This window comes from Helicobacter rodentium ATCC 700285 (genome assembly GCF_000687535.1).
In the GTDB taxonomy this organism is placed as follows: Bacteria; Campylobacterota; Campylobacteria; order Campylobacterales; family Helicobacteraceae; genus Helicobacter_D; species Helicobacter_D rodentium.
Genome location: NZ_JHWC01000005.1, coordinates 66,355 through 89,723 on the forward strand (window position 1 = coordinate 66,355; position 23,369 = coordinate 89,723).

The following is a 23,369-nucleotide window of genomic DNA, read 5'->3' on the forward strand; positions in this document are numbered from 1 at the left end:
TTTTATAGCCTTAAAAGCAAGGGTAGTTTTGTTCGCCTTGCTTTTAAGAGTTGGAATCTTTGAGATTTTATTTTTTAGAGTTTTCCTCTTTTTGCGCTCTTGCTTTTAATTCTTTGGTAAGATTTTGAAATTCTTGACTTGCTTTTCTATTGTTATACTCGGCTTTGTAAATATCGTATTCTGCTTGATTTTGGATATATTTAGCAAGTGTATAATTTAGTTCCGCACAAGTTTTATTGTATTTTTCAACCTCTTCTTCGGATAGTTGATACTCGCCCATTTCTTTTTCTAGGGTTTTTTGTTTTTTGGCTAAAGATTCTAATTCGGAAGCAGAGCCGATTTTCCTTGCCTTTTGGTTAATTTCTTTTATTTCATCTATATAGGATTGCACAAGTTCTTTGTGATAGGGATTGCCCCATACGCCATAAGTAACAACCTTTTCACATTCCGCCACTTGCTTTTTAAAAGTCCCAAAATCATCGGAAAATTTATCCACCAAATTTGCTTTTGTCCCACTTGCACCACAACCCACTAAAACGATTCCTAATGCACCTGCCAATGCGAGATTTGTTAAGAATTTTTTCATTCATTACCTCCAAAATTTAAAAATAATTTCGGTATAATATTAAAAATATATTAAAAATATAATTTAATTAATTAAGTTAAAATATTTATTATATTATTTTTTAAAAGATAAGTATCAATGCGTTGTTTTGTTTTTCTGCTGTATAACATTATGGATTGCCACGAATGCTACGCATTCTCGCAATAACAAAAAGTCGGCTGCTTCGTCATTGCGAACGGAGTGTTGCAGTCCATAATCAAGCATAATGTAAATATAGCAATGGAAGCTGTAAGGTAATTCAAAGTATGGATTATCGCAAGATTCCAATGAAGCTTGCGCAATGATGAAGTGGTAAATCTTTAAGCGTTTGCGGATTGCCACAATTCTACAAGTGGAATCCTACAAGGGTAAAGTAATGAGTGTTAAACACTTCTCACAAAGGCAAAAGGCTAATTAAGCCTTAGTTCCTCTTAAGCTGATTAACGATTTGGAGCATAGAATCCGCGGTTTGAATGGATTTAGAATTTGCTTCATAGGCTCTTTGTCCAACGATTAAGTCTGTCATCTCCTCTACTAACTTTACATTACTCGTCTCTACAAACCCTTGTCTTAGTTGCCCAAAGCCATTTAATCCCGGAGTTCCTACGATAGGGTCTCCTGAAGCATTGGTATTCAAATAGAGATTATCGCCTAATGCGTGCAAACCTGCGGGGTTGATGAAATTCACGGTTTCAATCTGTCCTAGTTGGTTTGTATCTGCTCCTTGCACAACAGTTACCGTTCCATCTACTCCGATAGTTAGCTGTGTTGCGTCGTCGGGGATTGTAATATTTGGCACAAGCAAGTAACCTTGAGAATTGACAACATTCCCCTCATCGTCCCTTTTGAATGAACCATCGCGTGTATAGGCAATCGTCCCATCAGGAAGTTCAATTTGAAAAAATCCATTTCCTGTGATTGCAACATCAAGGCTTTGCTCGGTTTCTTTGAAGTTTCCTTGAGAAAATAACTTTTGCACCGAAGTAGGGCGCACACCTAACCCCACTTCAATCCCTGTTGGGCTAAGTGTAGTTTCTGAAGTGCTTGAACCTGCATATTGAATCACTTGATGAAACAAGTCTGCAAATTCTGCTCTTTCTTTGCGATAACCAAATGTATTAACATTAGAAATATTGTTTGAAGTAACATCAATAAATAATTGCTGTCCTAACATACCTGTTGTTGCGGTGTAGAGTGCTCTCATCATTGGGAATCCTTTTTATGCTTTTGCTGCTAATTTTGTGATTGCTTCTGTGTTTAGCTCGTCCATGTGTGTTTTTAACACTTTAGAATAAGCTTCCACTAAACGATTGGTTTCAATCAATCCTGTCATTTCATAGACAACATTGATATTACTTTTTTCCAAAAACCCTTGACGCACTGCGCCACTTTGTTCTAACGCTTCGCGTTCATTGCTTCTCTCTTGCGGATAGGCATAGAGATTATCGCCCACTTTTTTAAGATATTTTGGATTCTCAAAAGAGACAATACCAATATTTGTGAGTAATTCCATTTCGCTAATTCCCTCATTGTTTAAGTCTCTTGTATAGATATTTCCGTGTGTATCCACTTCAACTTGGAATCCGTCAATAAATTCAATGTATTGTGGAGCGTCTAAATATTCGCGTGGCAATACAGGAAAGCCCTCTTTATTAACCAATCTCCCTTGTTCATTTAAGACAAAAGAACCATCACGCGTGTAACGAATCCCATCGGGTGTTTCAATCATAAAATACGCATTTTCTCGCCCAAGTGCGAAATCAAAGGTATTGTCTGTTTGCATCATTCCACCCAGTGAGCGGTCTGTAAATTCCTCCACGATGTGTGGCACACGATTTAAAGAGCGGTTGTAGAATTTTGCAGCATCTTTTGTCTGCTCATCAATAGGTAAAAACTCTTTGTGTTGCTCATAAAGTCTTAAAAAATCGCCAATCACAACATCATCGCGTTTGAATCCGGTTGTGTTTGCGTTTGCAATATTGTTTGCAATTACATCTAGGCGGTTGATTTGTGTAACCATACCGCCAACAGAACTATAATATCCACCTTGCATTGTATGCCTTTTGTTAAACTTTTGTGGAAGTTAAAGCAAAAGGTGTTCCAAAATTCTCTTTGCATTGATTGCGTTGTGAGATTCCATATTGCACTCCACTTCGTCATTGCAAGACTTCGTAGAAGTTGTGGTATGCTTTTGTGTAAGTATTTGCGTCCGACTTAGTGTAAATCTATAATTTGCCATTGTGTCATTGCGAAGCCTTTTTAAAAGGCTGTGGTAATCTATAATCTAGCATATTTTAGGTTTTACAATGGAATCTTTAAAAGGTTTGAAGCTGTAGAGTGATAGGCGAGATTCTGCATTATGGATTGCTTCGGCTTCGCCTCGCAATGACAAGGTGGCTAGTTTTCGTCATTGTGAGAATGCGTAATATTCGTGGTGTGCGTTGCGTAAGCAACTCACCCGCTTTAGCGCAAATCCATAATCTTAAATCGCTTTAAAGATTCCATTGTAAAAATAAGGTTTGTTAAGATTACAAATTGCTTCGTTACACTCGCAATGACGCAAGGGGTTCTCACCTTTTTGTATCCGCTTCCTTAAAAATGGAAATTAATTTTTATTGCTCATTTGCGCTTTGTTTTCAGTTTTATAGAGCCAAATAAACACTTCCACGACTGCTTTATAAAGTTGAGGCGGAATCTCCTCATCTAATTCTAAGTTAATCAGTGAATCCACAAGTGCTTTGCTTTGAAATAAAGGAATTTCGTATTCTTTAGCTTTTTCAATGATTCTTTGCGCAAGGAAACCCTCGCCTTTAGCGATGACTTTAGGTGCGCGTTGTTTGTTTTGCTCATAGGCGAGTGCGACTGCTTTTTGATTAAGAGGAAGTGGCGACATTAATAGCTCCCTAAGATTCTATCCACTGCTTCCCAGCTTAGGTTTTGAGCAGTGTTAGAATCCTTTATTGTTATGGAATTTGTATGCAAAAAATGCCATACCATACGCGCAAGGCAATCGGTTTCTATATTGACGCGCATTCCTACTTTGTAATTTTTAAAAAGCGTGGAATCAAAGGTATGCGGAATAATCGTTAAGCGCAAGGAGTCTTGCAGGATTTCATTAATGGTTAAACTAATGCCTTGAATCGCAATGCTTCCTTTTGGCACACAGAGTGCAAGGATTTTAGGGGTGGTGCGGATAAAAAAGTCTGTGCCGATTCTATGGGATTCTATTCTTGTAATTTCTCCGATTCCGTCAATATGCCCTTGCACAAGATGTCCATCTAATCTATCGCTTAGGAGCATAGCAGGTTCAATATGCACCAAATCTTTGTAGCTTTCTAATGCAAGTTGTTGTTGTGTTTCCTCACTAAGTTCCAATACAAAACCCTTGTTTAAAACTTGAATTGTGGTAAGACAAGCACCATTTACAGCAATAGAATCTCCAATTTTTGGCTTGTATTTTGCATTGATAGTGAGTTTTGCATTTTGCAAGGATTCCACTTTTCCAAACTCACGCACAAGTCCTGTAAACATTTACAACCTTTAAGTAAAATTGCATTAAAATTTGCAAATTGTAGCATAAAAAGGAGTAATATGCAGCTTTGTGATACACATTGTCATTTAGATGATGAAAGATTTGTGGAGGATTTTCCTTTAATGATAGAACGCGCGAAAGTTGCAGGAATCACGCGTTTTATTATTCCAGCAGCGCACCCAAGCGATTTGTTAAAAGCGCAAAAACTAGCACATAGTTATGAGGGCGTGTATTTTGCCACGGGGATTCACCCTGATGCAGCGTATCTTTATGATGAGAAATTTATACGGGGATTTTTGGAGGATTCTTTGTGTGTTGCTATTGGTGAATGCGGATTGGATTATTATAGAATGGAAGAGAAGTTGCAAAGCTTTAACACAGAGGATAAAGAAGAAATAAAAGCAATCCAAAAGCGTGTGTTTCTTGCCCAGATTCATCTTGCTATGGAATCGCAAAAGCCTTTGATTGTGCATATTAGAGACGCTTCGTTGGATAGCTTAGAGATTCTGCGTGAATTTGCGCCAAAGCTTAAGGGCGGAATCCTGCATTGTTTTAATGCAGATTTCCAGCTTCTATCTCTAGCGAAATTTAATTTTTATTATGGAATCGGAGGGGTTTTAACCTTTAAAAACGCAAGAAAGCTTGTAGAAATATTGCCCAAGATTCCACTAGAATCTCTTTTGCTTGAGACAGACGCTCCCTACCTCACGCCTCACCCTTATCGTGGGAAGCGCAACGAGCCAAGTTTCATTCCTTTAGTATTAGAAAAAATGAGTGAAATTTTAAATTTACCCCAAGAAACTTTAGCAAATCAAATCCGACAAAATACTGCAAGGCTCTTTGGAGTGTTATAAGGGGCAAGGATTAAAAAATCCCTGAAATCTGTGTAGAGATTTTATCCTCTAACACAGGAATCGCCTCTTGCAAAGTAAGGTTTAGCTTAGTTGCTTCCGCAAAAAGTTTGGTGGATTTTTCGGAGTAATTTCCTGTATAGGTCTGTCCGCTATATTGGACTTGATTGGAATTAAGCTTGCCCCCACCTTGTGTGCTAGCAACATTCCCGCCAAAGCTATTCATAAAACCAGCCCTTTGTCCATCACGCACACTTGATTGTCCGCTATCGGTTGCATTATAATTAATTGTGCCACCCTCAATTCTTTGTCGCACATTAATATCTACCTGCATTTGAAAAATTGTATCTTCGGTAAGTTTGCCCAAAAGCGCACCTGTCGCCGCACCTGCTAATCCACCGACAACCGTTCCTGTTGCAGAATGGTGATTATATCCTCCTACACCTGCACCCACGGCACCACCTAATACCCCCGCACCTACGGCGTTATTTTCTTGCTTTATATCACAATAAAGCACATTAGCTTGTAAGATGAAATTTGCTTTCTCTGGGTCATCTACAACTATGTAGCCTTTGCTTTGGAGTTTTTGTAAGATTTTAGATTCTAAATTTATTTCTTGTCCGCTTGTGTTGCGTAGTGCAACAAAAATTGTTTGTTTAGATTTTGCCACAGGGTCAATAAAAATACTTTGCGACATCGTAGCTTTGGTTTGAAGATTTGTTGTTAGACAACCGCTTAATGCTAGAGCGCACACGATAGGAATCCATATTGTTTTCATTGTTTGCCTTTCATTAGATTGAAAATTTGAGCAAAATTATACTAAATTTTCTTTGCAATGTAACTTTATTAAAGAAATACATTATTGTAGATTTGCGCTGAAGCAGGTGAGTTGCTTGACGCAACACACGCTAAGTATTGATAAAGCAATTCTCGCAATGACATACTACCACCTCGTCATTGCGAGGAACGAGCAAAGCAAATGACGAAGCAATCTATAATCTTATCTTTCTTGCGCGATTCCATTGCAACCATTAATGACTTCTTTTATTTATAGATTGCCACGATTCTACTAACGCAGAATCTCGCAATGACAGAATATCTTATCCCTCCGTCATTGCGAGGCAAAGCCGAAGCAATCCATAATCACAAACTTCTTTAAAGATTCCATTGCTGAATCTGATTTTTGCATAATTATAGATTGCCACGACTTCTTACGAAGTCTCGCAATGACGGGAAGCAGTAAAGCATAAAATATAAAGTATGCAGGATTATAGATTTGCAAATGTGGGTGCGTGTTGCGCTAACAACTCACCCAAACTTGCACAATTCCCTTGCAATGGCACATAATTGTAGCGATTTAATTAAAGGCTATTTTGCAAAAGCATATTGAGTCGCTTCACAAACGCCTTCACATCTTTGAGTTTGCCGCCCTCTAGCAGTTTGGCTTCTTCAAGCAGTAAATGCGCCACTTCCTCTTGCCTTTGGGATTCCGCGTCTAGCAGTTTTGTTAGAATCGCGTGGTTTGGATTTAGCTCCAAGATTGGCTTAGGCTCTGGAATCTCTGCGCCCATACCCATTGCGCCCATTTGTCTCATCATTTTCATCATCGCAGAATTTGGGTCATCTGGGTCGCTTACAATGACTGATGGCGCATCAATGAGCCTAGCACTCAAGCGCACTTCCTTGACTTCCTCGCCCAAAGTTTTGCTAAACTTCTCTAAGAGTGGCTTAAACTTCTCTTTGGTTGCTTCCTCAATGTTTTCCTCGCCTAAATCCTCTAATGCCTCCTTAGAAGTGATAGAACGCAAAGGAGTTTTATCAAATTCTTGCACCATTGGCATTACGATTCCGTCAATCTCCTCGCCAAAGAGTAGCACTTCAAACCCTTTTTTGTTGAACGCGTCTAAAAGTGGAGAATTTTTAAGTAGCTCCAAATCCTCGCCCTGCAAGTAATAAATCGCCTTTTGTCCCTCACTCATACGCTCTTTGTAGGTTTTAAATGCGATTTCCTTGCCCTCGCTTTTGGTAGATTGGAATCGCAAAAACTCTAGCAACTTCTCTTTGTTTTCAAAGTCGCTATAAACGCCCTCTTTAATGCAGCGTCCAAACTCTTTGTAAAATTTAGTGTATTTTTCCTCATCTTTTTGCAATGCTTCTATTTCGCTTAAGATTTTTTTAGTGGAAGCGGATTTAATCGTGGCTAGGATTCTGTTTTGTTGTAGAATCTCACGGCTGACATTAAGCGGTAAATCCTCGCTGTCAATGATTCCGCGCACAAATCGCAAGTAAGAGGGTAAAAGCTCCTTGTCATCATCGGTGATAAACACGCGCTTAACATAGAGTTTCACGCCACTTTTGTAATCCACGCGATACAAGTCAAAAGGCGCAGTTTGTGGGATATAAAAAAGCGTGGTGTATTCCAATGTTCCCTCAACTTTTGTGTGAATCCAAGAGAGTGGCTCGGTGGAATCGTAACTCAAGTTTTTGTAAAACTCCTTGTATTCCTCGTCTTTTAAATCTTTTTTAGAGATTCTCCAAAGTGCGGAGGCTTTGTTGATTTGCTCATTTTTCTGTTCTATAATTTCTTTTTTATTCTCGCCCTCTCCCTCACTTTTTATCTCTGTGTAATGCAAGAAAATCGGGAATGGAATGTGGTCGGAGTATTTTTTTACAATTTCCTCAATCCTCCAACGGCTTGTAAATTCCTTCTCGTCCTCTTTTAAATAAAGTTTAATCTCGCTTCCGTGCGATTCTTTTTCGCATTTTTCAATCTCAAATTCCCCGCTTCCATCGCTAATCCAAGCATAAGCTTGTGTTTCACCTGCTTTTTTGGTTGTTACGATAATCTTGCTTGCCACCATAAAGGCAGAATAGAATCCCACGCCAAATTGCCCAATGAGTGCAGAATCCTTTTTCTTATCCCCGCTTAATTTAGAGAGAAAGTTTTTTGTCCCACTCTTAGCGATTGTGCCTAGATTCTCTATTAAGTCTTGCTCGTTCATTCCGATTCCACTATCGCTAATGGTTAGGATATTTTTTTCACTCTCAAAAGAGATGTCAATTTTGGGGGTAAAATCCAAATTTTTGAGCTTATCGTCTGTAAGCGTTAAATATTGTAGTTTATCAAGCGCGTCTGAAGCGTTGCTAATGAGTTCGCGCAAGAAGATTTCTTTATTAGAATATAAAGAATGAATCATTAAGTCCAAAAGTTGATTGACTTCGGTTTGAAAAGTATGTTTTGCCATTTGTGATTCCTTTTAAAGCTATAAAAATTTGGCGCAATTATAGCAAAAGTTTTGATAATGTCAATAAAGTTGATACTATTATTATAAAGTTTCATTATATTATTACTATAAAAGTAATAATTTAGAATCTAGTTTTTGTTTGAATTGCAACTTTTAATAAAAGGATTTGTTATAATTAGCGGTTAATTTAAAAATAAAGGTTTATTTTGGATTCAAAAGTTTCACCTCTTGATTATATTATTATTACCAATGCTAAAGAAAACAACTTAAAAAATATTCATTTAAGTATTCCCAAGAATAAGCTTGTTGTCTTAACAGGGCTTAGCGGAAGTGGCAAAAGCACTTTGGCGTTTGATACGCTTTACGCAGAGGGGCAACGTCGCTATATAGAATCTCTTTCAAGCTATGCAAGGCAGTTTTTAGACAAAATCGGCAAACCCGATGTGGATAAAATAGAGGGATTAACCCCAGCCATTGCCATAGACCAAAAGACAACAAGTAAGAATCCGCGTTCCACCGTTGGCACAATTACAGAGATTTATGATTATTTTCGTTTGCTTTTTGCGCGTATAGGAGTGCAGCATTGCCATTTATGTGGTAAGCCAATTTCAAAGATGAGCGCAAGTGATATTATTGCAGAAGTGTTGAAGATAAAAGAAAATACAAAAATTCTAATCCTAGCCCCCATTATCCGAGAAAAAAAGGGAAGCTTTAATGACAAGTTGGAATCCTTGCGACAAAAGGGTTATATTAGGGCGCAGATTAATGGCGTGTTGGTGCGGTTAGATGAAGAGATAAATCTAGCGAAAACAAAAAAGCACACGATAAAAGTTGTGATTGACCGCGTAGTTGTAAGCACAGAGAATAAGGACAGAATCGCAGAGGATATTGAAAAGGCATTAAAAGAATCCTATGGTGAGGTAGAAATTGAAATTTTGCCAGAGGATAAGGAGGGCAAATCTACTCTAGTGCATTATAGTGAGCATTTAGCGTGTTTTGATTGTAAGGTATCTTTTAATCCCTTAGAACCCCTTAGCTTTTCTTTTAACTCTCCCAAAGGTGCTTGTCCTAAATGTGATGGGCTAGGCATACGTTACACAATGGATACAAAAAAGGTAATAGATTCTAGTTTGCCCTTAAGTGAGGGGGGAATTAAGATTATTTATGGCTTTAATAAAAGTTATTATAATGAGCTATTTCGCGCCTTTGCTTTAGCAAATCATATCAATCCAAAATCTGCTTTTGAGGATTTGAGTGAGCATCAGCAAAAATTAATTTTGTATGGAAGCAGTGAGGAAGTGGAGTTTAGTTGGAAAAATTCCAAACTAAAACGTCCTTGGGCGGGTGTGATTTCTATTGCCTATGATATGTTTAAAGATAATAAGGATTTAGGCGATTATATGAGTGAGAAAACCTGTGAGGCTTGTGGTGGGCATAGGCTTTTGCCCGAATCCTTAGCGGTTAAGGTTGCAAACAAAAGTATAGCAGATTTGCTAGACTTGCCTATTGAGGAATGCTATGGTTTTTTTGCAAATCCTGCACATTTTGAGCATTTGGATACCCAAAGTGCAATGGTTGCTGCTCCTATTTTAAAAGAGATTTGCGAAAGACTTTATTTCTTGTATGATGTTGGGCTTGGATATTTAAGTTTAGGACGTGATGCGCGTAGCATTAGTGGAGGAGAATCCCAACGCATTAGAATCGCAAGTCAAATTGGTAGTGGATTAACGGGCGTAATGTATGTGTTAGATGAGCCAAGCATTGGGTTGCACGAGAGAGATACATTAAAGCTTATTAAAACTTTGCGGAGCTTACAGCAAAAAGGCAATTCAGTGATTGTTGTAGAACACGACAAAGAAACGATTGAACACGCAGATTTCATTGTGGATATTGGACCAGGAGCTGGTAAATATGGTGGAGAAGTAGTGTTTAGCGGGAATCTCACACAATTATTAAAAAGCAAAACACAAACCGCTCAATATTTAAGTGGGGCAAAAAAGATAGAATATTTTATCCGCAGGAATCAAGAAGAATGGATTGAGATTTTAAATGTCAATATTAACAATATCCACAATTTAAATGTTAAGATTCCCTTAAAGAACTTTGTGTGTGTAACAGGTGTGAGCGGGAGTGGCAAAAGCTCTCTTGTGTTGCAAACTCTATTGCCTGTTGCGCAAGAGTTGTTAAACAATCGCAAGAAAGTGAAAAAAGTAGATGGTGTGGAAATTGTAGGCTTAGAAAAATTAGACAAAGTTATTTACTTAGACCAAAGCCCTATTGGACGAACTCCACGCTCAAATCCTGCAACCTATACGGGAGCAATGGACGAGATTCGTTTGCTTTTTGCACAGACAAAAGAAGCCCAGATTCGTAATTATAGTGTTGGTCGTTTTAGCTTTAATGTCAAGGGTGGAAGATGTGAAAAATGTATGGGAGAGGGAGAAATCAAGATAGAAATGCATTTTTTGCCGGATATTTTGGTGAAATGTGATGCGTGTAATGGCACAAGATATAATGCTCAAACTTTAGAAGTAAGCTATAAGGGAAAAAATATAGCACAAGTGTTGAATCTTAGCGTAGATGAAGCGTGTGAATTTTTTGCCAAGATTCCACGCATTTATCAGAAACTAAAGACTTTACAAGATGTGGGATTAGGATATATTACTTTGGGGCAGAATGCTGTTACTCTAAGTGGTGGTGAAGCACAGAGAATTAAACTTGCTAAGGAATTAAGTCGCAAGGATACAGGAAAGACACTTTATATTTTAGATGAGCCAACCACAGGTTTGCATTTTGCGGATGTAGATAGACTTGTGCGTGTGTTGCATCATTTGACAGAGTTAGGGAATAGCGTGATTGTGATTGAGCATAATTTGGATATGATTAAAAATGCAGATTTTATTCTTGATATTGGACCAGAGGGCGGGAGCAATGGTGGAAATATCGTGGATAGTGGCTCACCTGAACGCGTTGCAAGACGTCATAAAAAAACAGCAAGTCATACAGGCAAGTTTTTGGCTAAGGAATTAAATATAAAAGCCTAGCCTAAAACTTTTTATTGCTTGTCTCGTTTAAGACTTCTGTAGCTAGGTTATCTACAACTTCAGAAATCTCTGCACAAGAATTTGCAATGGATTCATTTTTTTGTGTGAGTTGCTCTAGTTTTTCTACTACTTGGCTGATTTGCTCTACGCTTTTAGTCTCCTCTTTGACAGATTCACTCATATCGTTAATGCCTTGCACTAAAATATTCACATTTGCTTCAATCTCATTGAGTGATTTTCCGGTGCGTTCGGCTAGTTTTCGGACTTCATCAGCAACAACTGCAAAGCCTCTACCGTGTTCTCCAGCTCTTGCCGCTTCTATTGCAGCATTTAAAGCAAGCAAGTTTGTTTGGTCTGCAATGTCTTTAATGACACTGACGACATTTCTAATATCATCACTTTGGGCAATTACTTCACTGCTTTTGTTTGCAACATTCTGCATAGATTCTGTGATTTCTGTTACCGCAGTATTGGTTTGGAGCAAAGATTGCGTTTGAGCGTGAGAGGATTCTTGCAGATTGGCTACGCGTTCTTGTAGAGTGCTAGAATGTTGTTTGAGGGTTTGAGCAATTCCGCTAGAGTGTTTTAGCATTTTTGAAATATAACTTCCCAAATCATTAATATTTTCTACGACACGGAGTAATGCGCCCTTGCTATCGTGTGTTTCCGCAATATGGGTAAAATCGTCCCCCTTATAACTTGTCAATGCTTTTTCTATTGTTTCAAAATTTTGATTTAAATCCTGAAGTGTTTGATTGAGGTAGAGTTTGATATTGTTTAGTTGTTTGTTGTTGGATTCTGTTTTTATAAAATGTCCAAAATCTCCGTCTTTAGCAAACTCAAGGGATTCCAATGTTTCTTGAACGCAAGTGCGTTCTTTTTCCAAATTGGTTTGAATCTCTTTGATGTTTGCGTTGATAGCTCTTGCCATTTCTCCTAGCTCATCGTTTGTGTTAATGTGCAATAGCTTGACGCTAGTGGTTTTTAAATGCAAATAATCAAAAAATTCTAAAATTCCTTTTCTTAAGGATTCAATGGGTTTTAAAACTTTTCTAGTAGAGAGATTAATAAGCGCAATAAGGAGAATCGCGAATACAATCAAAGAAATTGCCAAAAATGTAGCATTTTTATGAACGACTTGATAAAGAGTATTTTCATCTCCTACTAAACATACATTCCAAGATGTAAGGGGGTTTAAGGAGCAGATTCCAAATTGTTTTTTATTGTCTTGAACAAAAAAGATAAACTGATTTTGGTGGTTTTTAGATTTTTCTACTAATAATTTAGAGACTTCACTCTGATTTAGAATCTCATCGGGATTTTGTGAAAGCACAATTTTGCCACTTGGGTCTGTTGCAAAGAATGTAAGATTTTCTTCCTTTTGTAGGGATACCAAGTAGTCGTTAAGAGGTTTTAACGCAATATCTCCACTCACAACACCATAAAAATTTCCCTCATAGTGGAGAGGAACGCCAAATCCAAAAACAGGAAGCTTTTTACTTGCTTGTAACCAAGCATTGTTGAGTATAATGGATTTATTTTGTGCTTTGGTTTCAGAATACCAACTCCGTTTGCGCGGGTCATAGCCGCTTTCTGGAAATACATGGTTTCCATTGCTGCGCAACATTCTCCCATTGGTTTCTACGCCAAAATACACAAGGTTGAATCCTCCTGTTTTTTCAACCAATTCCAAGCTTTTTGCGATGGATTGTTCGTCATTTAAATGGTTAGCAATATCCTCTTGGAGGCGATGGATAGCAATTTGTTTTTCATTGATGTAAGAGACAAGCAAAAGTTGAATGGAGTTTAATTTGCCTTGATGACTTTTTTCTTCGGTTTGTAGAGTGGTATTTTTTGTGGTTTGATATTGTAAAATCCCAAAAATTAAAAACCCAATGATAGCCGTAATTGTAATGCTTAATATTACTTTTAGCCCTAAAGTTAGCTTCATTCTTCAATCCTCTCTCTCCCTAAGCTAGTATGAAGTTTAATCTTATAATAAAATAAATTAAGATTTCTTTAATTCTAAAAAAGAGAATATTTCATCTTGGTGCTACATTGTTACACAAAAATGAGAGCAAAATTTTGCAATTTTGTAGTTACAAGGGGAATTATGCTATAATCCAAAAAATTTCATTTATAAGGATTCAATAATGGGAATAGGTTGGCAACAATTACTGATTATATTATTAATCATTCTTGTGTTATTTGGAGCAAAAAAGATTCCAGATTTGGCTAAGGGCTTGGGTTCGGGAATTAAAAATTTCAAAAAAGCGGTTAAAGAGGACGATGAAGAAAATATAGCGCAAAATACTAAAATTGAGCAAGAGAATAAAGATTCTGTGAAAAATTCTTCTACTGAAACTACTGAAAAGACAAAAGTATAACCCAATGACTCAAACCATTAGACAAATTGTAGATGAGACATTAAATCTTTCTTGCGTTTTAGAAAAGCCACGCGATAAAAAGTTTGGACATTTTGCTTTGCCAACTTTTAGTTTTGCTAAAACTTTGCGTAAGAATCCACAGGCGATCGCGCAGGAGTTTGCACAGAAGTTGGAATCCCTTCCACAAATTGCAAGCGTTAATGTAATGAATGGATATGTCAATTTTAGTTTGAGTAATTCATTTTTGTCTGAATGCGCGTGGAAGTTTTTGCAGCAAGATTCTTCAAATCAACAGGCAAAAACAGAATCTCAAAATGTTAGAGAGCATATTTTGTTAGAGTATGTGAGTGCAAATCCAACCGGTCCATTACATATCGGACACGCGCGTGGAGCAGTTTTTGGCGATAGTTTGGCGCGTATTGGTAGATTTTTGGGCTTTTGCATTACGACAGAATATTATATCAATGACGCAGGAGTGCAGATAGAGAATCTTGGCAAATCCATTTATTTTAATGGGAGACATTTGTTTTTTAATGAATCTTGTGCGTTACCAGAGGATTGTTATAAGGGCGAATATGTGTTGCAGTTAGCCCAAGAAGCAAAAGAGTCTCTAGGGTTGGAAATTTTTAAAGATTCCTCCAATATCGTAACCTTAAGTGTTTTTGGCAAAGACAAGATGTTAGAGGAAATTAAAGCAAATTTGGCGCAAGTTGGCATTGTGTTTGATAATTATGTCAGCGAAAAAGAGCTTTTTGAAAATTGGGATTCTACTTTGGAATCCCTTAAGGAGCATTGCGGTGTTTATGAAAAAGAGGGGAAGTTATGGTTAAAATCCAGTGAGTATGGCGATGAAAAAGATCGTGTGATTGTGCGCGAGAATGGAGAACCAACTTATCTTGCAGGGGATATTATTTATCATAGGGATAAATTCATCCGTTCTTTTGAAAGATATATCAACATTTGGGGGGCAGACCACCACGGATATATTGCGCGAATCAAAGCAGCCATTGCCTTTTTGGGTTATGATAGCGGTAAGCTTGAAGTATTATTGTCTCAAATGGTTGCTTTGTTAAAGGGTGGGGAAGCTTATAAAATGAGTAAGCGCGCAGGAAATTTTATCTTAATGAAAGACATTGTGGAGGAAGTGGGAGCAGACGCATTGCGTTTGATTTTTTTGAGTAAAAAAGCCGATACACATTTAGAATTTGATATTGAGGAATTAAAAAGACAAGATGCAAGTAATCCTGTGTATTATATTAACTATGCACACGCAAGGATTCACACTTTGTTTGCAAAGTCGGATTTTAATATCAAAGATTTTGAGAATCTTCCCCAAGAAAAATATATAGAATCGTTAGGGCAAATGGAAGAGAATTTGCGTGATTTATTGGTTTTGGCACTTGGATTGGATAAGGTTTTATTGGATTCTTTTGCGCAAAGATCTCCCAATAAAGTAGTGGATTTTCTAAAAACGCTCGCAGGAGAATTTCACCGATTTTATAATGAAACAAAAATTCTAAATACCGCAAAACAAGAACAGATTTTAAAAGTATTAGTGGTGGTTGCGAAGTCTTTAAGTTTAGGACTTGCACTGCTTGGTGTTACCGCTAAAAAAAGTATGTAAAGGAGTAATTTTGAGTATAGGAGTGATTTTTCCCGGTCAAGGCAGTCAAAGTGTCGGAATGGGTAAAGACTTATTTGAAAATAGCGTAGAAGTGAAAAGATATTTTGAACAAGCAAGTGATATTTTAAAAGAAGATATGGTAAAGCTATGCTTTGAAGAAAACAAAAAGTTAAATTTAACTCAATACACTCAACCTGCAATTTTGTTGGTGAGTTACAGCGTTTTTTCGCTTGTTTTGCCAAAGATTAAAAACCAAATTTCTTTTGGCTTAGGACATTCTTTGGGAGAATTTAGTGCGCTTTGTGCAAGTGGAGCTTTAAGCTTTGAACAAGCAATCTCTTTGGTTAGCAAACGCGGTTATTTAATGGAAGAATCTTGCAAATCCAAAAAAGCTGGAATGATGGTTGTGCTTGGTTTGGAAGATGGGATACTAGAGGAGTTTTGCGCTAAGAGGCGTAATCAGGGGCTTAAGGTTTGGTGTGCAAATTATAATGGCGATGGACAAATGGTGCTTGCGGGCAGCAAAGAGGATTTGTCTGCACTAGAGGTGGAGATTAAAGGGCTTGGGGCAAAACGCGCCTTAATGCTTCAAATGTCTGTGGCGAGCCATTGTCCTATTTTGCAAGGAATGTGCGCAGACTTTAAGGTGTTATTAGAGGAATCGTTGGGAGATTCTTTTGAATTTCCTATCATTTCTAATGTAAATGCAAAGCCTTATCAAAGCAAAGTACAAGCATTAAATTTACTTGCCGAGCAGTTAATTTCTCCTGTGCTTTACAAGCAATCTATCAAAGATAACGATAAAGAGATTGACATCTTTATAGAATGCGGTGGCAATGTCTTAAAGGGATTAAACAAGAGATTAAGTCAGAAAGAAACCATTTCTTTGCAAAATTATGCAGAGATTCAAGATTTTTTGCAAAAGGATTAAAATGATACTCGGAATTATCGGTGCTCTCCCAGCAGAAATTGCTCCTTTATTGGCGCATTATAAAGATTATGAAACGATAGAATTTGGTGGCAATACCTTTTATAAGGTAAAATTGGCAAACAAAACTGCCATCATTGCTAAAAGTCGTATTGGCAAAGTGCATTCTGCTTTGACCGCTAGTAGTATGATTTTGCATTTTGGTTGTGAAAAAATAGTCTTTAATGGAATCGCAGGTGCGCTTAATCCAACTTATAGGGTAGGAGATTTGCTCTTTGCAAGTAAGCTGTGTCAGCACGATGTGAATTTGAGTGTTTTTGGCTATCCGTATGGATTTATTCCAGAGAGTGAGACATTTGCCTCAAGTGATTCTACTCTTAATGCTGTTGCAAAGCAAGTTGCAAAGGAGCTTGGAATCTGTATTTATGAGGGTATTGTTGCTTCAGGCGACCAGTTTATCAACCATAAGGATAAAAAACAATGGATAAGAGAGACTTTTAAAGCAGATGCAGTAGAAATGGAAGGGGCTAGTGTGGCGGTGGTGTGTGAAAATCTTAATGTGCCTTTTTGCGTTATTAGAACCATATCTGATAGTGTAAATGATGAGCATTTAGAGGAATACAACGAAGAAGAAAGTGGCAAGAGAAATGTGGCTTTCATCATTAAAATGGTAGAAAAAATTTAAATTAAGGAGGTTTAGATGAGGTTAATTTTAGTGCGACACGCAAAAGCGGAGGACAGAGAAAAGTGGGTTGGTGAAGACGATTTGAAACGACCTCTTACTAAAAAGGGTATTAAACAAGCAAAAAAAATTGCAAAATATATTGGGAAAAAATATCCTGATGTAGATGCAATTATTTCATCTCTTGCTTTACGCGCTTGTGATACAGCGAAATATATTTCCAAGAAGCAATCCAATAGCACATTTTTTGTGAATCCAGATATTAATCCAGAGGAAGGGTTGCAGGGGTTTTTGGAACACAAAGATGAGATTGAAGAGGATTGGCAAACGCTTGTAATTGTAGGACACGAGCCAAGCATTAGTGAGCTTGTGCGATTTATTTGCGCGAAAGGGACTTTAAATTTGCGCGTAGGTAAGGGTTGTGTGGTAGAATTAGAGAGAGAAAGCGAAGAAGAGGATTGGTTGCTTGTAGGTTTGCATAATTTCTAAGGGGATTCTATGTTTTTGGGCTATTTACCAGATATTGCAAGTAAATTTAAAAAGAATGAGGTGTTAGGGAGGGTTTTTGGCTATCTCTTTGATGTGCTAGATGAAAATAGTGAAGCGCATAAACGCATCACTTCTCTAAAACCTCAAGAGGAATTTATCGTGCATTTTGATGGTGGGGCAAGGGCTATTGAACAAGCCTATTATACAAAAACCCCCCAAGAGGCTTTTTATGAAAGCCACAGCGAAATGGTGGATTTTCAAATGGTTGTCTGTGGCAAGGAGATTTTTTTTGTTGCGCCCCATAGTTTGTGTAAAATTAAAAGCCCTTTGGATTCCACAAAAGATTTGATTGAATATTGTCCTAGTGCTTTTCTTTCAAGCATTCAGTTGTTTGCGGGGAATCTTGCAGTGTTTGAAGCAATAGATGTCCATGCAGGTGGAATCTCAACCAATGCAGAATCCACATTGGTGCAAAAGGTTGTGGTAAAAGTTCCAAAGCAATTTGTGAAATTGAATTTCTAAAGGCTCTTGTGTAAGAATCTATTTGTTTAGCTTTGGCATTGTGGGCAAATACCAAGCAGAACAACAGAAGCTTCTTTAACCTCAAAAGAAGAAGCATTAGCACAAGTTTTTTTCAGGCTCTCAAGAGAACCATTCAACTCCATATCTACAATTTTTCCGCAATTTTCACATATAAGATGAATGTGTGGATTTTTCGTCAGCTCATAACGTTGTTTCTGATTAGGCAATTTTACTTCATCAATAATTTTGGCTTCTTGCATAGAGGCAAGATTCTTGTAAATTGTGGCAAGAGACATAGAGGGATTACTTTCTTTAATGTTTTCATAGATTTCATCAATGCTAATATGCCCAAATTTTTGAATCTCTTTTAAAATAGCCAAACGTTGTGGCGTAATTTTTAAATGGTTGTCTTTTAAAATTTTTTCAAACATTTTAAATTTCCTAAAAACTTAATAGTTAAAATTATTATTTTTTAAAATTTATATTTTACTAAAAATTATTTTTATTATCAATAATTATTTAAAGATACAACTTATTTTTTACCAATTTAAAATAAATTGATTTAATTTAGCCTTATTATTTTTTGGATACAATCACAAATTATTTTGTAAAATTTTAGGAGTGAAAGCTGTGAGAAGCCATTATTGTGCGGATTTAGGAGAGCAAAATATCGGAGAAGTGGTGCAGTTGTGCGGTTGGTGTAATACCTATCGCGACCACGGAGGCGTTGTTTTTATTGATTTGCGCGACCGCAGCGGACTTGTGCAACTTGTATTTGACCCAAAAGATAGCGGGGAAGCACATAAAATTGCGAGTGAAGTGCGTGATGAGTATGTTTTGATTGCAAAAGGAAAGGTGCGTTCAAGGGGTGAGGGGCTAGAGAATCCCAAGCTCAAAACAGGCAAAATTGAAGTGCTTGTAGAATCACTAGTGATTGAAAATAAAAGTTTAACGCCGCCCATTGCCGTAGGCGATGAGAGTGTGGGCGAAGATGTGCGTTTAAAATATCGCTACTTGGATTTGCGCAATCCGCGTTTGCAAGAGATTTTTATTATGCGCTCCAAAGTAGCACAAGCCACGCGCAATACTCTAAGCAACTTAGGATTCCTAGAAGTGGAAACGCCCATTTTGACAAAAGCCACTCCAGAGGGTGCAAGGGATTATCTCGTTCCTAGCCGTGTGCATCACGGGGAATTTTACGCGCTTCCACAAAGCCCACAACTTTTTAAACAGCTTTTAATGGTAAGTGGGTTTGATAAATATTTTCAAATTGCAAAGTGCTTTAGAGACGAGGATTTACGCCTTGATAGGCAGCCGGAATTTACACAGATTGATATTGAGATGAGCTTTTGTAAGCAAGAAGATGTAATGGCGGTTGCAGAGGAGGTTTTAAAGGCGATTTTTGGAGTCTGTGGAATTGCTGTGCAAACGCCTTTTGAGCGTCGCACTTATAAGGAAGTAATGGAATCTTATGGAAGTGATAAGCCGGATTTGCGCTTTGATTTACCGCTTGTGGAAGTGGGAGATTTGTTTGTGGATTCTAGTAACGATATTTTTTCTTCCATTGCGAAGGATTCTAAAAAGAATCGCTTTAAGGCTCTTTGCGTTAAGGGCGGAGATTCTTTCTTTACGCGCAAGACTTTAGGAGAAGCAGAGGAATTTGTGCGTAAATTTGGCGCAAAAGGTTTGGCGTATATCCAAATTAAAGAGGAAGGCGCAAAGGGACCGCTTGTGAAGTTTTTAAGCGAAACAAGCCTTAAAACCTTATTAGAACGCGTAGGCGCAAGTGTTGGGGATATTATTTTCTTTGGCGCGGGAGAGAAAAAAATCGTGTGGGATTATATGGGACGCTTGCGTCAAAAAGTCGCACAGGATATGGGGTTAGTAGATGAGAATCAATACAGATTCCTATGGGTTGTGGATTTTCCTATGTTTGAGCGCAATGATGATGGCAGTATCTCGGCACTACACCACCCTTTCACAATGCCCAAAGATTTAGATGTAGAGGATTTGGAGGATATTAGCTCTGTGGCGTATGATGTGGTGTTGAATGGTTTTGAGATTGGTGGAGGAAGCATTAGAATCCACAAGCAAGAGATTCAAAGTCGCGTATTTACATTGCTTGGAATCTCTAAAGAGGAAGCACAGAGTAAATTTAGCTTCCTGCTTGAAGCTTTGCAGTTTGGTGCGCCTCCGCACGGCGGTTTAGCCTTTGGAATGGATAGAATCATTATGCTACTAAGCCGTGCAAATTCTATTCGTGATGTGATTGCATTCCCTAAAACACAAAAAGCAACTTGTCCGCTCACAGATGCACCAAGTGCGGCGGGTGAGGAGCAACTAAGAGAGTTGCATATCAAGGTAAGAGAAACCAAAAAATAAGGAGATGAAATGAAAAAATTATTTTTAGTTATTGGCGCACCCGGCAGTGGTAAAACAACAGATGCGGAAGTTATTAGCAAAAACAATAGCGAAAGTATGGTGCATTATTCCACAGGAGAATTGCTCCGCGCAGAAGTGGCAAGTGGAAGTGAGCTTGGAAAATTGATTGATAGTTACACAAGCAAGGGGAATCTCGTGCCTTTGGAGATTGTTGTTAAAACGATTGTAGATGCGATTTCTAATGCAATAAAGGATATTGTGCTAATTGATGGTTATCCTAGAAGCGTGGAGCAAATGGTGGAGCTAGATAAGATTCTACAAAACAAAAGCGATATTGCGCTTGTGAGTGTGATTGAAGTGGAGGTGAGCGAAAAAACTGCGTGCGATAGGGTGCTTGGACGCGCAAGAGGTGCAGATGATAATGTAGAAGTCTTTAACAATCGTATGAAAGTTTATCAAACGCCGCTTCAAGAGATTCAGGATTTTTATAGCAAAAAAGGAATCTTAAAGAAAATCAATGGTGAGCGCACAATTGAGGAAATTACTGCCGAAATGGAAGCGTTTATTAAGAGCAAGATTTAAAGGAGAAAATATGGATTTAAGTAAAATTGAAGTGGGAGAAAACCCTAGCAAACTTAATGTGGTAATTGAGATTCCTTATGGAAGCAATATTAAATACGAGATTGACAAGGAATCCGGTGCGGTGGTTGTGGATAGAGTGATGTATAGCGCAATGTTTTATCCTGCAAATTACGGGTTTGTGCCAAATACTTTGAGTGATGATGGCGATCCTGCGGATGTGCTTGTGTTAAATGAATATCCACTCCAAGCTGGAAGTGTGATAAAGGCGCGTTTGATTGGCGTTTTGATTATGGAAGATGAAAGTGGAATGGACGAAAAGCTCCTCGCAGTGCCTATTTCTAAAATTGATCCAAGATATGATAGAATCCAAAGCCTAGAGGATTTACCGCAAATCACATTGGATAGAATCAAAAATTTCTTTGAAACCTATAAAACACTAGAGCCTAACAAATGGGTAAAAGTCAAGGAATATAAAGATTTAAATGCGGCAAAAGAGATTTTGGATAAGGCGATTAAGAATTATAAATAAGTTTGGGGATTTTAAAGATTAAAGCTGATTGAAGTAGAATCTTTTGTGTGTAACTCACAAACAAGAGAAGGAGAACCTAAATTTAACAAGTAAATTTGTCCTTATTGCTTGTTCGCTACACATAAAAGGATTCTACTGATTTAGCGATTGTTTCAAAAAGTAATTTTTAACACGCAAGATTGTGGGTTCTTAAAGGAATCGCAAGAGATTTTTAGTTTTTTATCTTGTGTTTATTCCAAAACCTTGTAAAATAGTTTATCTTAAAAATATCATTTAAAGGAGACGATGATGAAAAAAATCATTTTAGCTTCAGTATTAGTGGCATTTGCGCTAGTTGGTTGTGGTGGCGAGAATAAAGAGGCAGCTGCGAGTGCAGCGGGTGATAAAAAAGTGTATGAAGTGAAGTTTGCGCACGTTGTTAGCGCGAACACTCCTAAGGGGAGAGCGGCAGATTTCTTTGCTAAAAGAGTAGAGGAGCTAACCGATGGGCAAATTAAAGTGCATGTATTTCCTTCTGCGCAATTAGTAGATGATGATAAGGTGTTTCAAGAATTAAAGCGCAACAATGTGCAACTTGCAGCACCAAGCTTTTCTAAATTCACGCCTTTTGCAAAAGAGTTTAACCTTTGGGATGTGCCTTTTATTTTCCGCGATACAGACCATTTACATAAAGTAATGGACGGAGAGGTAGGAAAAATCCTAAAAGATGTGATTTCTAATAAAGGATATATTGCGCTTGATTATTGGGACGCTGGATTCAAGCAATTTAGCACAAACAAAAAGCCCATCATCGTGCCAAGTGATGCGGAGGGGCAAAAAATGCGCATTATGAGTTCTAAGGTGCTAGAGGAGCAAACAAAAGCAGTTAAAGCGATTCCACAAGTGTTGCCTTTTGGTGAAGTGTATTCGGCTTTGCAAACCGGTGTTGTTGATGCAGCAGAGAATCCACTCTCTAACCTCTATAATTCTAAATTCTATGAAGTGCAAAGCTCTATTACAATCTCTAATCACGGGTATTTAGGCTATTTGGTTGTTGCGAGTGAAAAATTTTGGAAAGAATTGCCACAAGATTTGCAAGAAAAATTTACTGCTGCAATGCGTGAGGCAACGATTTTTGAACGCGAAGAGAGTGCAAAAGAAGAGGAAATGCTACTCAATAAGCTTAAAGCAGACGATAAAACAAATACAACGATTTACGAGCTAGACGAAAATCAAAAGAAACAATGGCAAGATATTATGGTAGCCATTTATCCTAAATTCTACGATTTAATCGGTAAAGAGTTGATTGACAAAACACTAAACACAAAATAGTTTGTCCATTTTGAATTGATAAAAGGGCTTAATATGCGTGGTTTATTGTTGATGATTCAAAAACCTTTTTTGTGGGCACATAAAGACCCTAGCGTGAATAAAATGTTTGCGATTCTTGATAAAATTATCGCAGGGGTTAATAAAAATGTCGCTGTGGTTGGAATGGCACTTGGAATCCTCATCACCGCCATTAATGTGAGTATGCGCTATATTGCGGGATTCTATCCCGAGATTGGCTCTCTCACTTGGGCGGAGGAAGTGGCGCGGTATTGTTTCTTGTGGTCTGCATTTTTTGGCGCAGCGTATGGCTTTAGAAAAGGGGTGCATATCTCGGTAACAATGCTTGTTGAAAAATTCCCACCCGCACTTGCTAAGACTTGCGTTATTTTGACACATATTTTAAACTCTGCGTTTTTGGGTTTTATGTTTTATGCAAGTTTGATGGTTTGCTATCTAAACTATGAAATGGGCTATATGAGTGAGGCATTGCACGAAGTTCCCTTATGGGTTTTCTTGATGTGTTTGCCGATTGCCTTTTTGGGTGCAACTTATCGTTCTGTGGAAAAAATCTATGAGGTTTCTTGGACAGATGCGGATAAAGTCGTTAAAAACGCAGAGGAAGAGATGATTCACGATTCCGTGGTGAAAGATTAAGGG

25 protein-coding genes are annotated in these 23,369 nt (G+C 37.8%); 14 read left to right on the plus strand and 11 right to left on the minus strand.

Features of this window, described 5'->3' with window-relative positions; genetic code table 11:
- Positions 1-67: 67 nt before the first annotated feature.
- From BS85_RS0104905 to BS85_RS11370, 5 genes are all read right to left on the minus strand, one after another.
- The gene (locus BS85_RS0104905; RefSeq protein WP_026943827.1) at positions 68-586 is read right to left on the minus strand and encodes a hypothetical protein; all 519 of its coding nucleotides are present in this window, start codon (positions 584-586) and stop codon (positions 68-70) included.
- Positions 587-700: 114 nt separating this feature from the next.
- Complete coding sequence (locus BS85_RS11365) at positions 701-946, minus strand: hypothetical protein (protein ID WP_156938057.1); 246 nt, start codon at positions 944-946, stop codon at positions 701-703.
- Between the two features lie 79 nt (positions 947-1,025).
- Entirely contained in the window at positions 1,026-1,811 is a 786-nt protein-coding gene (flgG, locus tag BS85_RS0104910) for a flagellar basal-body rod protein FlgG (protein WP_026943828.1), read from the minus strand.
- A 12-nt stretch (positions 1,812-1,823) separates the two neighbouring features.
- Entirely contained in the window at positions 1,824-2,657 is an 834-nt protein-coding gene (locus BS85_RS0104915) for a flagellar hook-basal body protein (RefSeq protein ID WP_026943829.1), read from the minus strand.
- A gap of 30 nt (positions 2,658-2,687) precedes the next feature.
- A complete protein-coding gene (locus BS85_RS11370) occupies positions 2,688-2,843 on the minus strand; it encodes a hypothetical protein (RefSeq protein ID WP_156938058.1) in 156 nt (51 codons plus the stop codon).
- A gap of 98 nt (positions 2,844-2,941) precedes the next feature.
- Between BS85_RS11370 and BS85_RS11375 the strand changes: the two genes are divergently transcribed.
- A complete protein-coding gene (locus BS85_RS11375; protein ID WP_156938059.1) occupies positions 2,942-3,100 on the plus strand; it encodes a hypothetical protein in 159 nt (52 codons plus the stop codon).
- A gap of 109 nt (positions 3,101-3,209) precedes the next feature.
- Here BS85_RS11375 and BS85_RS0104930 read toward each other — a convergent pair whose 3' ends face one another.
- On the minus strand, positions 3,210-3,497 hold the full coding sequence (locus BS85_RS0104930; protein ID WP_026943830.1) for an EscU/YscU/HrcU family type III secretion system export apparatus switch protein: 288 nt from the start codon (positions 3,495-3,497) through the stop codon (positions 3,210-3,212).
- Positions 3,497-4,135, minus strand: a complete 639-nt coding sequence (ribE, locus tag BS85_RS0104935; RefSeq protein WP_026943831.1) for a riboflavin synthase — start codon at positions 4,133-4,135, stop codon at positions 3,497-3,499. Before ribE ends, BS85_RS0104930 begins: the two co-directional genes overlap by 1 nt.
- 60 nt (positions 4,136-4,195) lie before the next feature.
- Here ribE and BS85_RS0104940 point away from each other — a divergent pair, with 60 nt between their 5' ends.
- Positions 4,196-4,990, plus strand: a complete 795-nt coding sequence (locus tag BS85_RS0104940) for a TatD family hydrolase (protein WP_026943832.1) — start codon at positions 4,196-4,198, stop codon at positions 4,988-4,990.
- A gap of 10 nt (positions 4,991-5,000) precedes the next feature.
- On the opposite strand, the gene BS85_RS0104945 is transcribed toward BS85_RS0104940, so the two are convergent.
- Both BS85_RS0104945 and htpG read right to left on the minus strand, forming a co-directional pair.
- Positions 5,001-5,765: a complement resistance protein TraT gene (locus BS85_RS0104945; RefSeq protein ID WP_026943833.1), complete on the minus strand. Its 765-nt coding sequence runs from the start codon at positions 5,763-5,765 to the stop codon at positions 5,001-5,003.
- 583 nt (positions 5,766-6,348) lie between these two features.
- On the minus strand, positions 6,349-8,232 hold the full coding sequence (gene htpG / locus BS85_RS0104955) for a molecular chaperone HtpG (protein ID WP_026943834.1): 1,884 nt from the start codon (positions 8,230-8,232) through the stop codon (positions 6,349-6,351).
- 206 nt (positions 8,233-8,438) lie between these two features.
- Between htpG and uvrA the strand changes: the two genes are divergently transcribed.
- On the plus strand, positions 8,439-11,276 hold the full coding sequence (uvrA, locus tag BS85_RS0104960; RefSeq protein ID WP_026943835.1) for an excinuclease ABC subunit UvrA: 2,838 nt from the start codon (positions 8,439-8,441) through the stop codon (positions 11,274-11,276).
- Between the two features lies 1 nt (position 11,277).
- On the opposite strand, the gene BS85_RS10280 is transcribed toward uvrA, so the two are convergent.
- Positions 11,278-13,227 (minus strand): methyl-accepting chemotaxis protein, encoded by a 1,950-nt coding sequence (locus BS85_RS10280; protein WP_051604694.1) that lies wholly within the window; start codon positions 13,225-13,227, stop codon positions 11,278-11,280.
- Between the two features lie 202 nt (positions 13,228-13,429).
- Between BS85_RS10280 and tatA the strand changes: the two genes are divergently transcribed.
- Genes tatA through BS85_RS0104995 form a run of 6 tightly spaced genes read left to right on the plus strand, consistent with a single transcriptional unit; the run spans position 13,430 to position 17,908 of the window.
- A complete protein-coding gene (tatA, locus tag BS85_RS0104970) occupies positions 13,430-13,663 on the plus strand; it encodes a twin-arginine translocase TatA/TatE family subunit (RefSeq protein WP_026943836.1) in 234 nt (77 codons plus the stop codon).
- Between the two features lie 4 nt (positions 13,664-13,667).
- Positions 13,668-15,287 carry an arginine--tRNA ligase gene (argS, locus tag BS85_RS0104975; protein WP_026943837.1) on the plus strand — a complete coding sequence of 540 codons (1,620 nt, stop codon included), beginning with the start codon at positions 13,668-13,670 and terminating at the stop codon, positions 15,285-15,287.
- Positions 15,288-15,297: 10 nt separating this feature from the next.
- The gene (gene fabD, locus BS85_RS0104980) at positions 15,298-16,218 is read left to right on the plus strand and encodes an ACP S-malonyltransferase (protein ID WP_026943838.1); all 921 of its coding nucleotides are present in this window, start codon (positions 15,298-15,300) and stop codon (positions 16,216-16,218) included.
- 1 nt (position 16,219) lies between these two features.
- The gene (locus BS85_RS0104985) at positions 16,220-16,900 is read left to right on the plus strand and encodes a 5'-methylthioadenosine/adenosylhomocysteine nucleosidase (RefSeq protein WP_026943839.1); all 681 of its coding nucleotides are present in this window, start codon (positions 16,220-16,222) and stop codon (positions 16,898-16,900) included.
- 15 nt (positions 16,901-16,915) lie between these two features.
- Positions 16,916-17,386, plus strand: a complete 471-nt coding sequence (locus tag BS85_RS0104990) for a SixA phosphatase family protein (protein WP_026943840.1) — start codon at positions 16,916-16,918, stop codon at positions 17,384-17,386.
- Between the two features lie 9 nt (positions 17,387-17,395).
- Positions 17,396-17,908 carry a YhcH/YjgK/YiaL family protein gene (locus BS85_RS0104995; RefSeq protein ID WP_026943841.1) on the plus strand — a complete coding sequence of 171 codons (513 nt, stop codon included), beginning with the start codon at positions 17,396-17,398 and terminating at the stop codon, positions 17,906-17,908.
- A gap of 26 nt (positions 17,909-17,934) precedes the next feature.
- On the opposite strand, the gene BS85_RS0105000 is transcribed toward BS85_RS0104995, so the two are convergent.
- Positions 17,935-18,339, minus strand: coding sequence for a Fur family transcriptional regulator (locus BS85_RS0105000; protein WP_026943842.1), 405 nt, complete (start codon positions 18,337-18,339; stop codon positions 17,935-17,937).
- Positions 18,340-18,538: 199 nt separating this feature from the next.
- On the opposite strand from BS85_RS0105000, the gene aspS reads away from it, so the two are divergent.
- The 5 genes from aspS (at position 18,539) to BS85_RS0105030 (ending at position 23,366) form a co-directional block, all read left to right on the plus strand.
- A complete protein-coding gene (gene aspS / locus BS85_RS0105005; protein WP_026943843.1) occupies positions 18,539-20,290 on the plus strand; it encodes an aspartate--tRNA ligase in 1,752 nt (583 codons plus the stop codon).
- Between the two features lie 9 nt (positions 20,291-20,299).
- Positions 20,300-20,872, plus strand: coding sequence for an adenylate kinase (locus BS85_RS0105010; RefSeq protein ID WP_026943844.1), 573 nt, complete (start codon positions 20,300-20,302; stop codon positions 20,870-20,872).
- A 10-nt stretch (positions 20,873-20,882) separates the two neighbouring features.
- Positions 20,883-21,401, plus strand: coding sequence for an inorganic diphosphatase (ppa, locus tag BS85_RS0105015; RefSeq protein ID WP_026943845.1), 519 nt, complete (start codon positions 20,883-20,885; stop codon positions 21,399-21,401).
- A gap of 288 nt (positions 21,402-21,689) precedes the next feature.
- Positions 21,690-22,712 (plus strand): DctP family TRAP transporter solute-binding subunit, encoded by a 1,023-nt coding sequence (locus BS85_RS0105025; protein WP_026943846.1) that lies wholly within the window; start codon positions 21,690-21,692, stop codon positions 22,710-22,712.
- A gap of 51 nt (positions 22,713-22,763) precedes the next feature.
- Entirely contained in the window at positions 22,764-23,366 is a 603-nt protein-coding gene (locus BS85_RS0105030) for a TRAP transporter small permease (protein ID WP_051604708.1), read from the plus strand.
- The last annotated feature ends 3 nt before the right edge of the window (positions 23,367-23,369 follow it).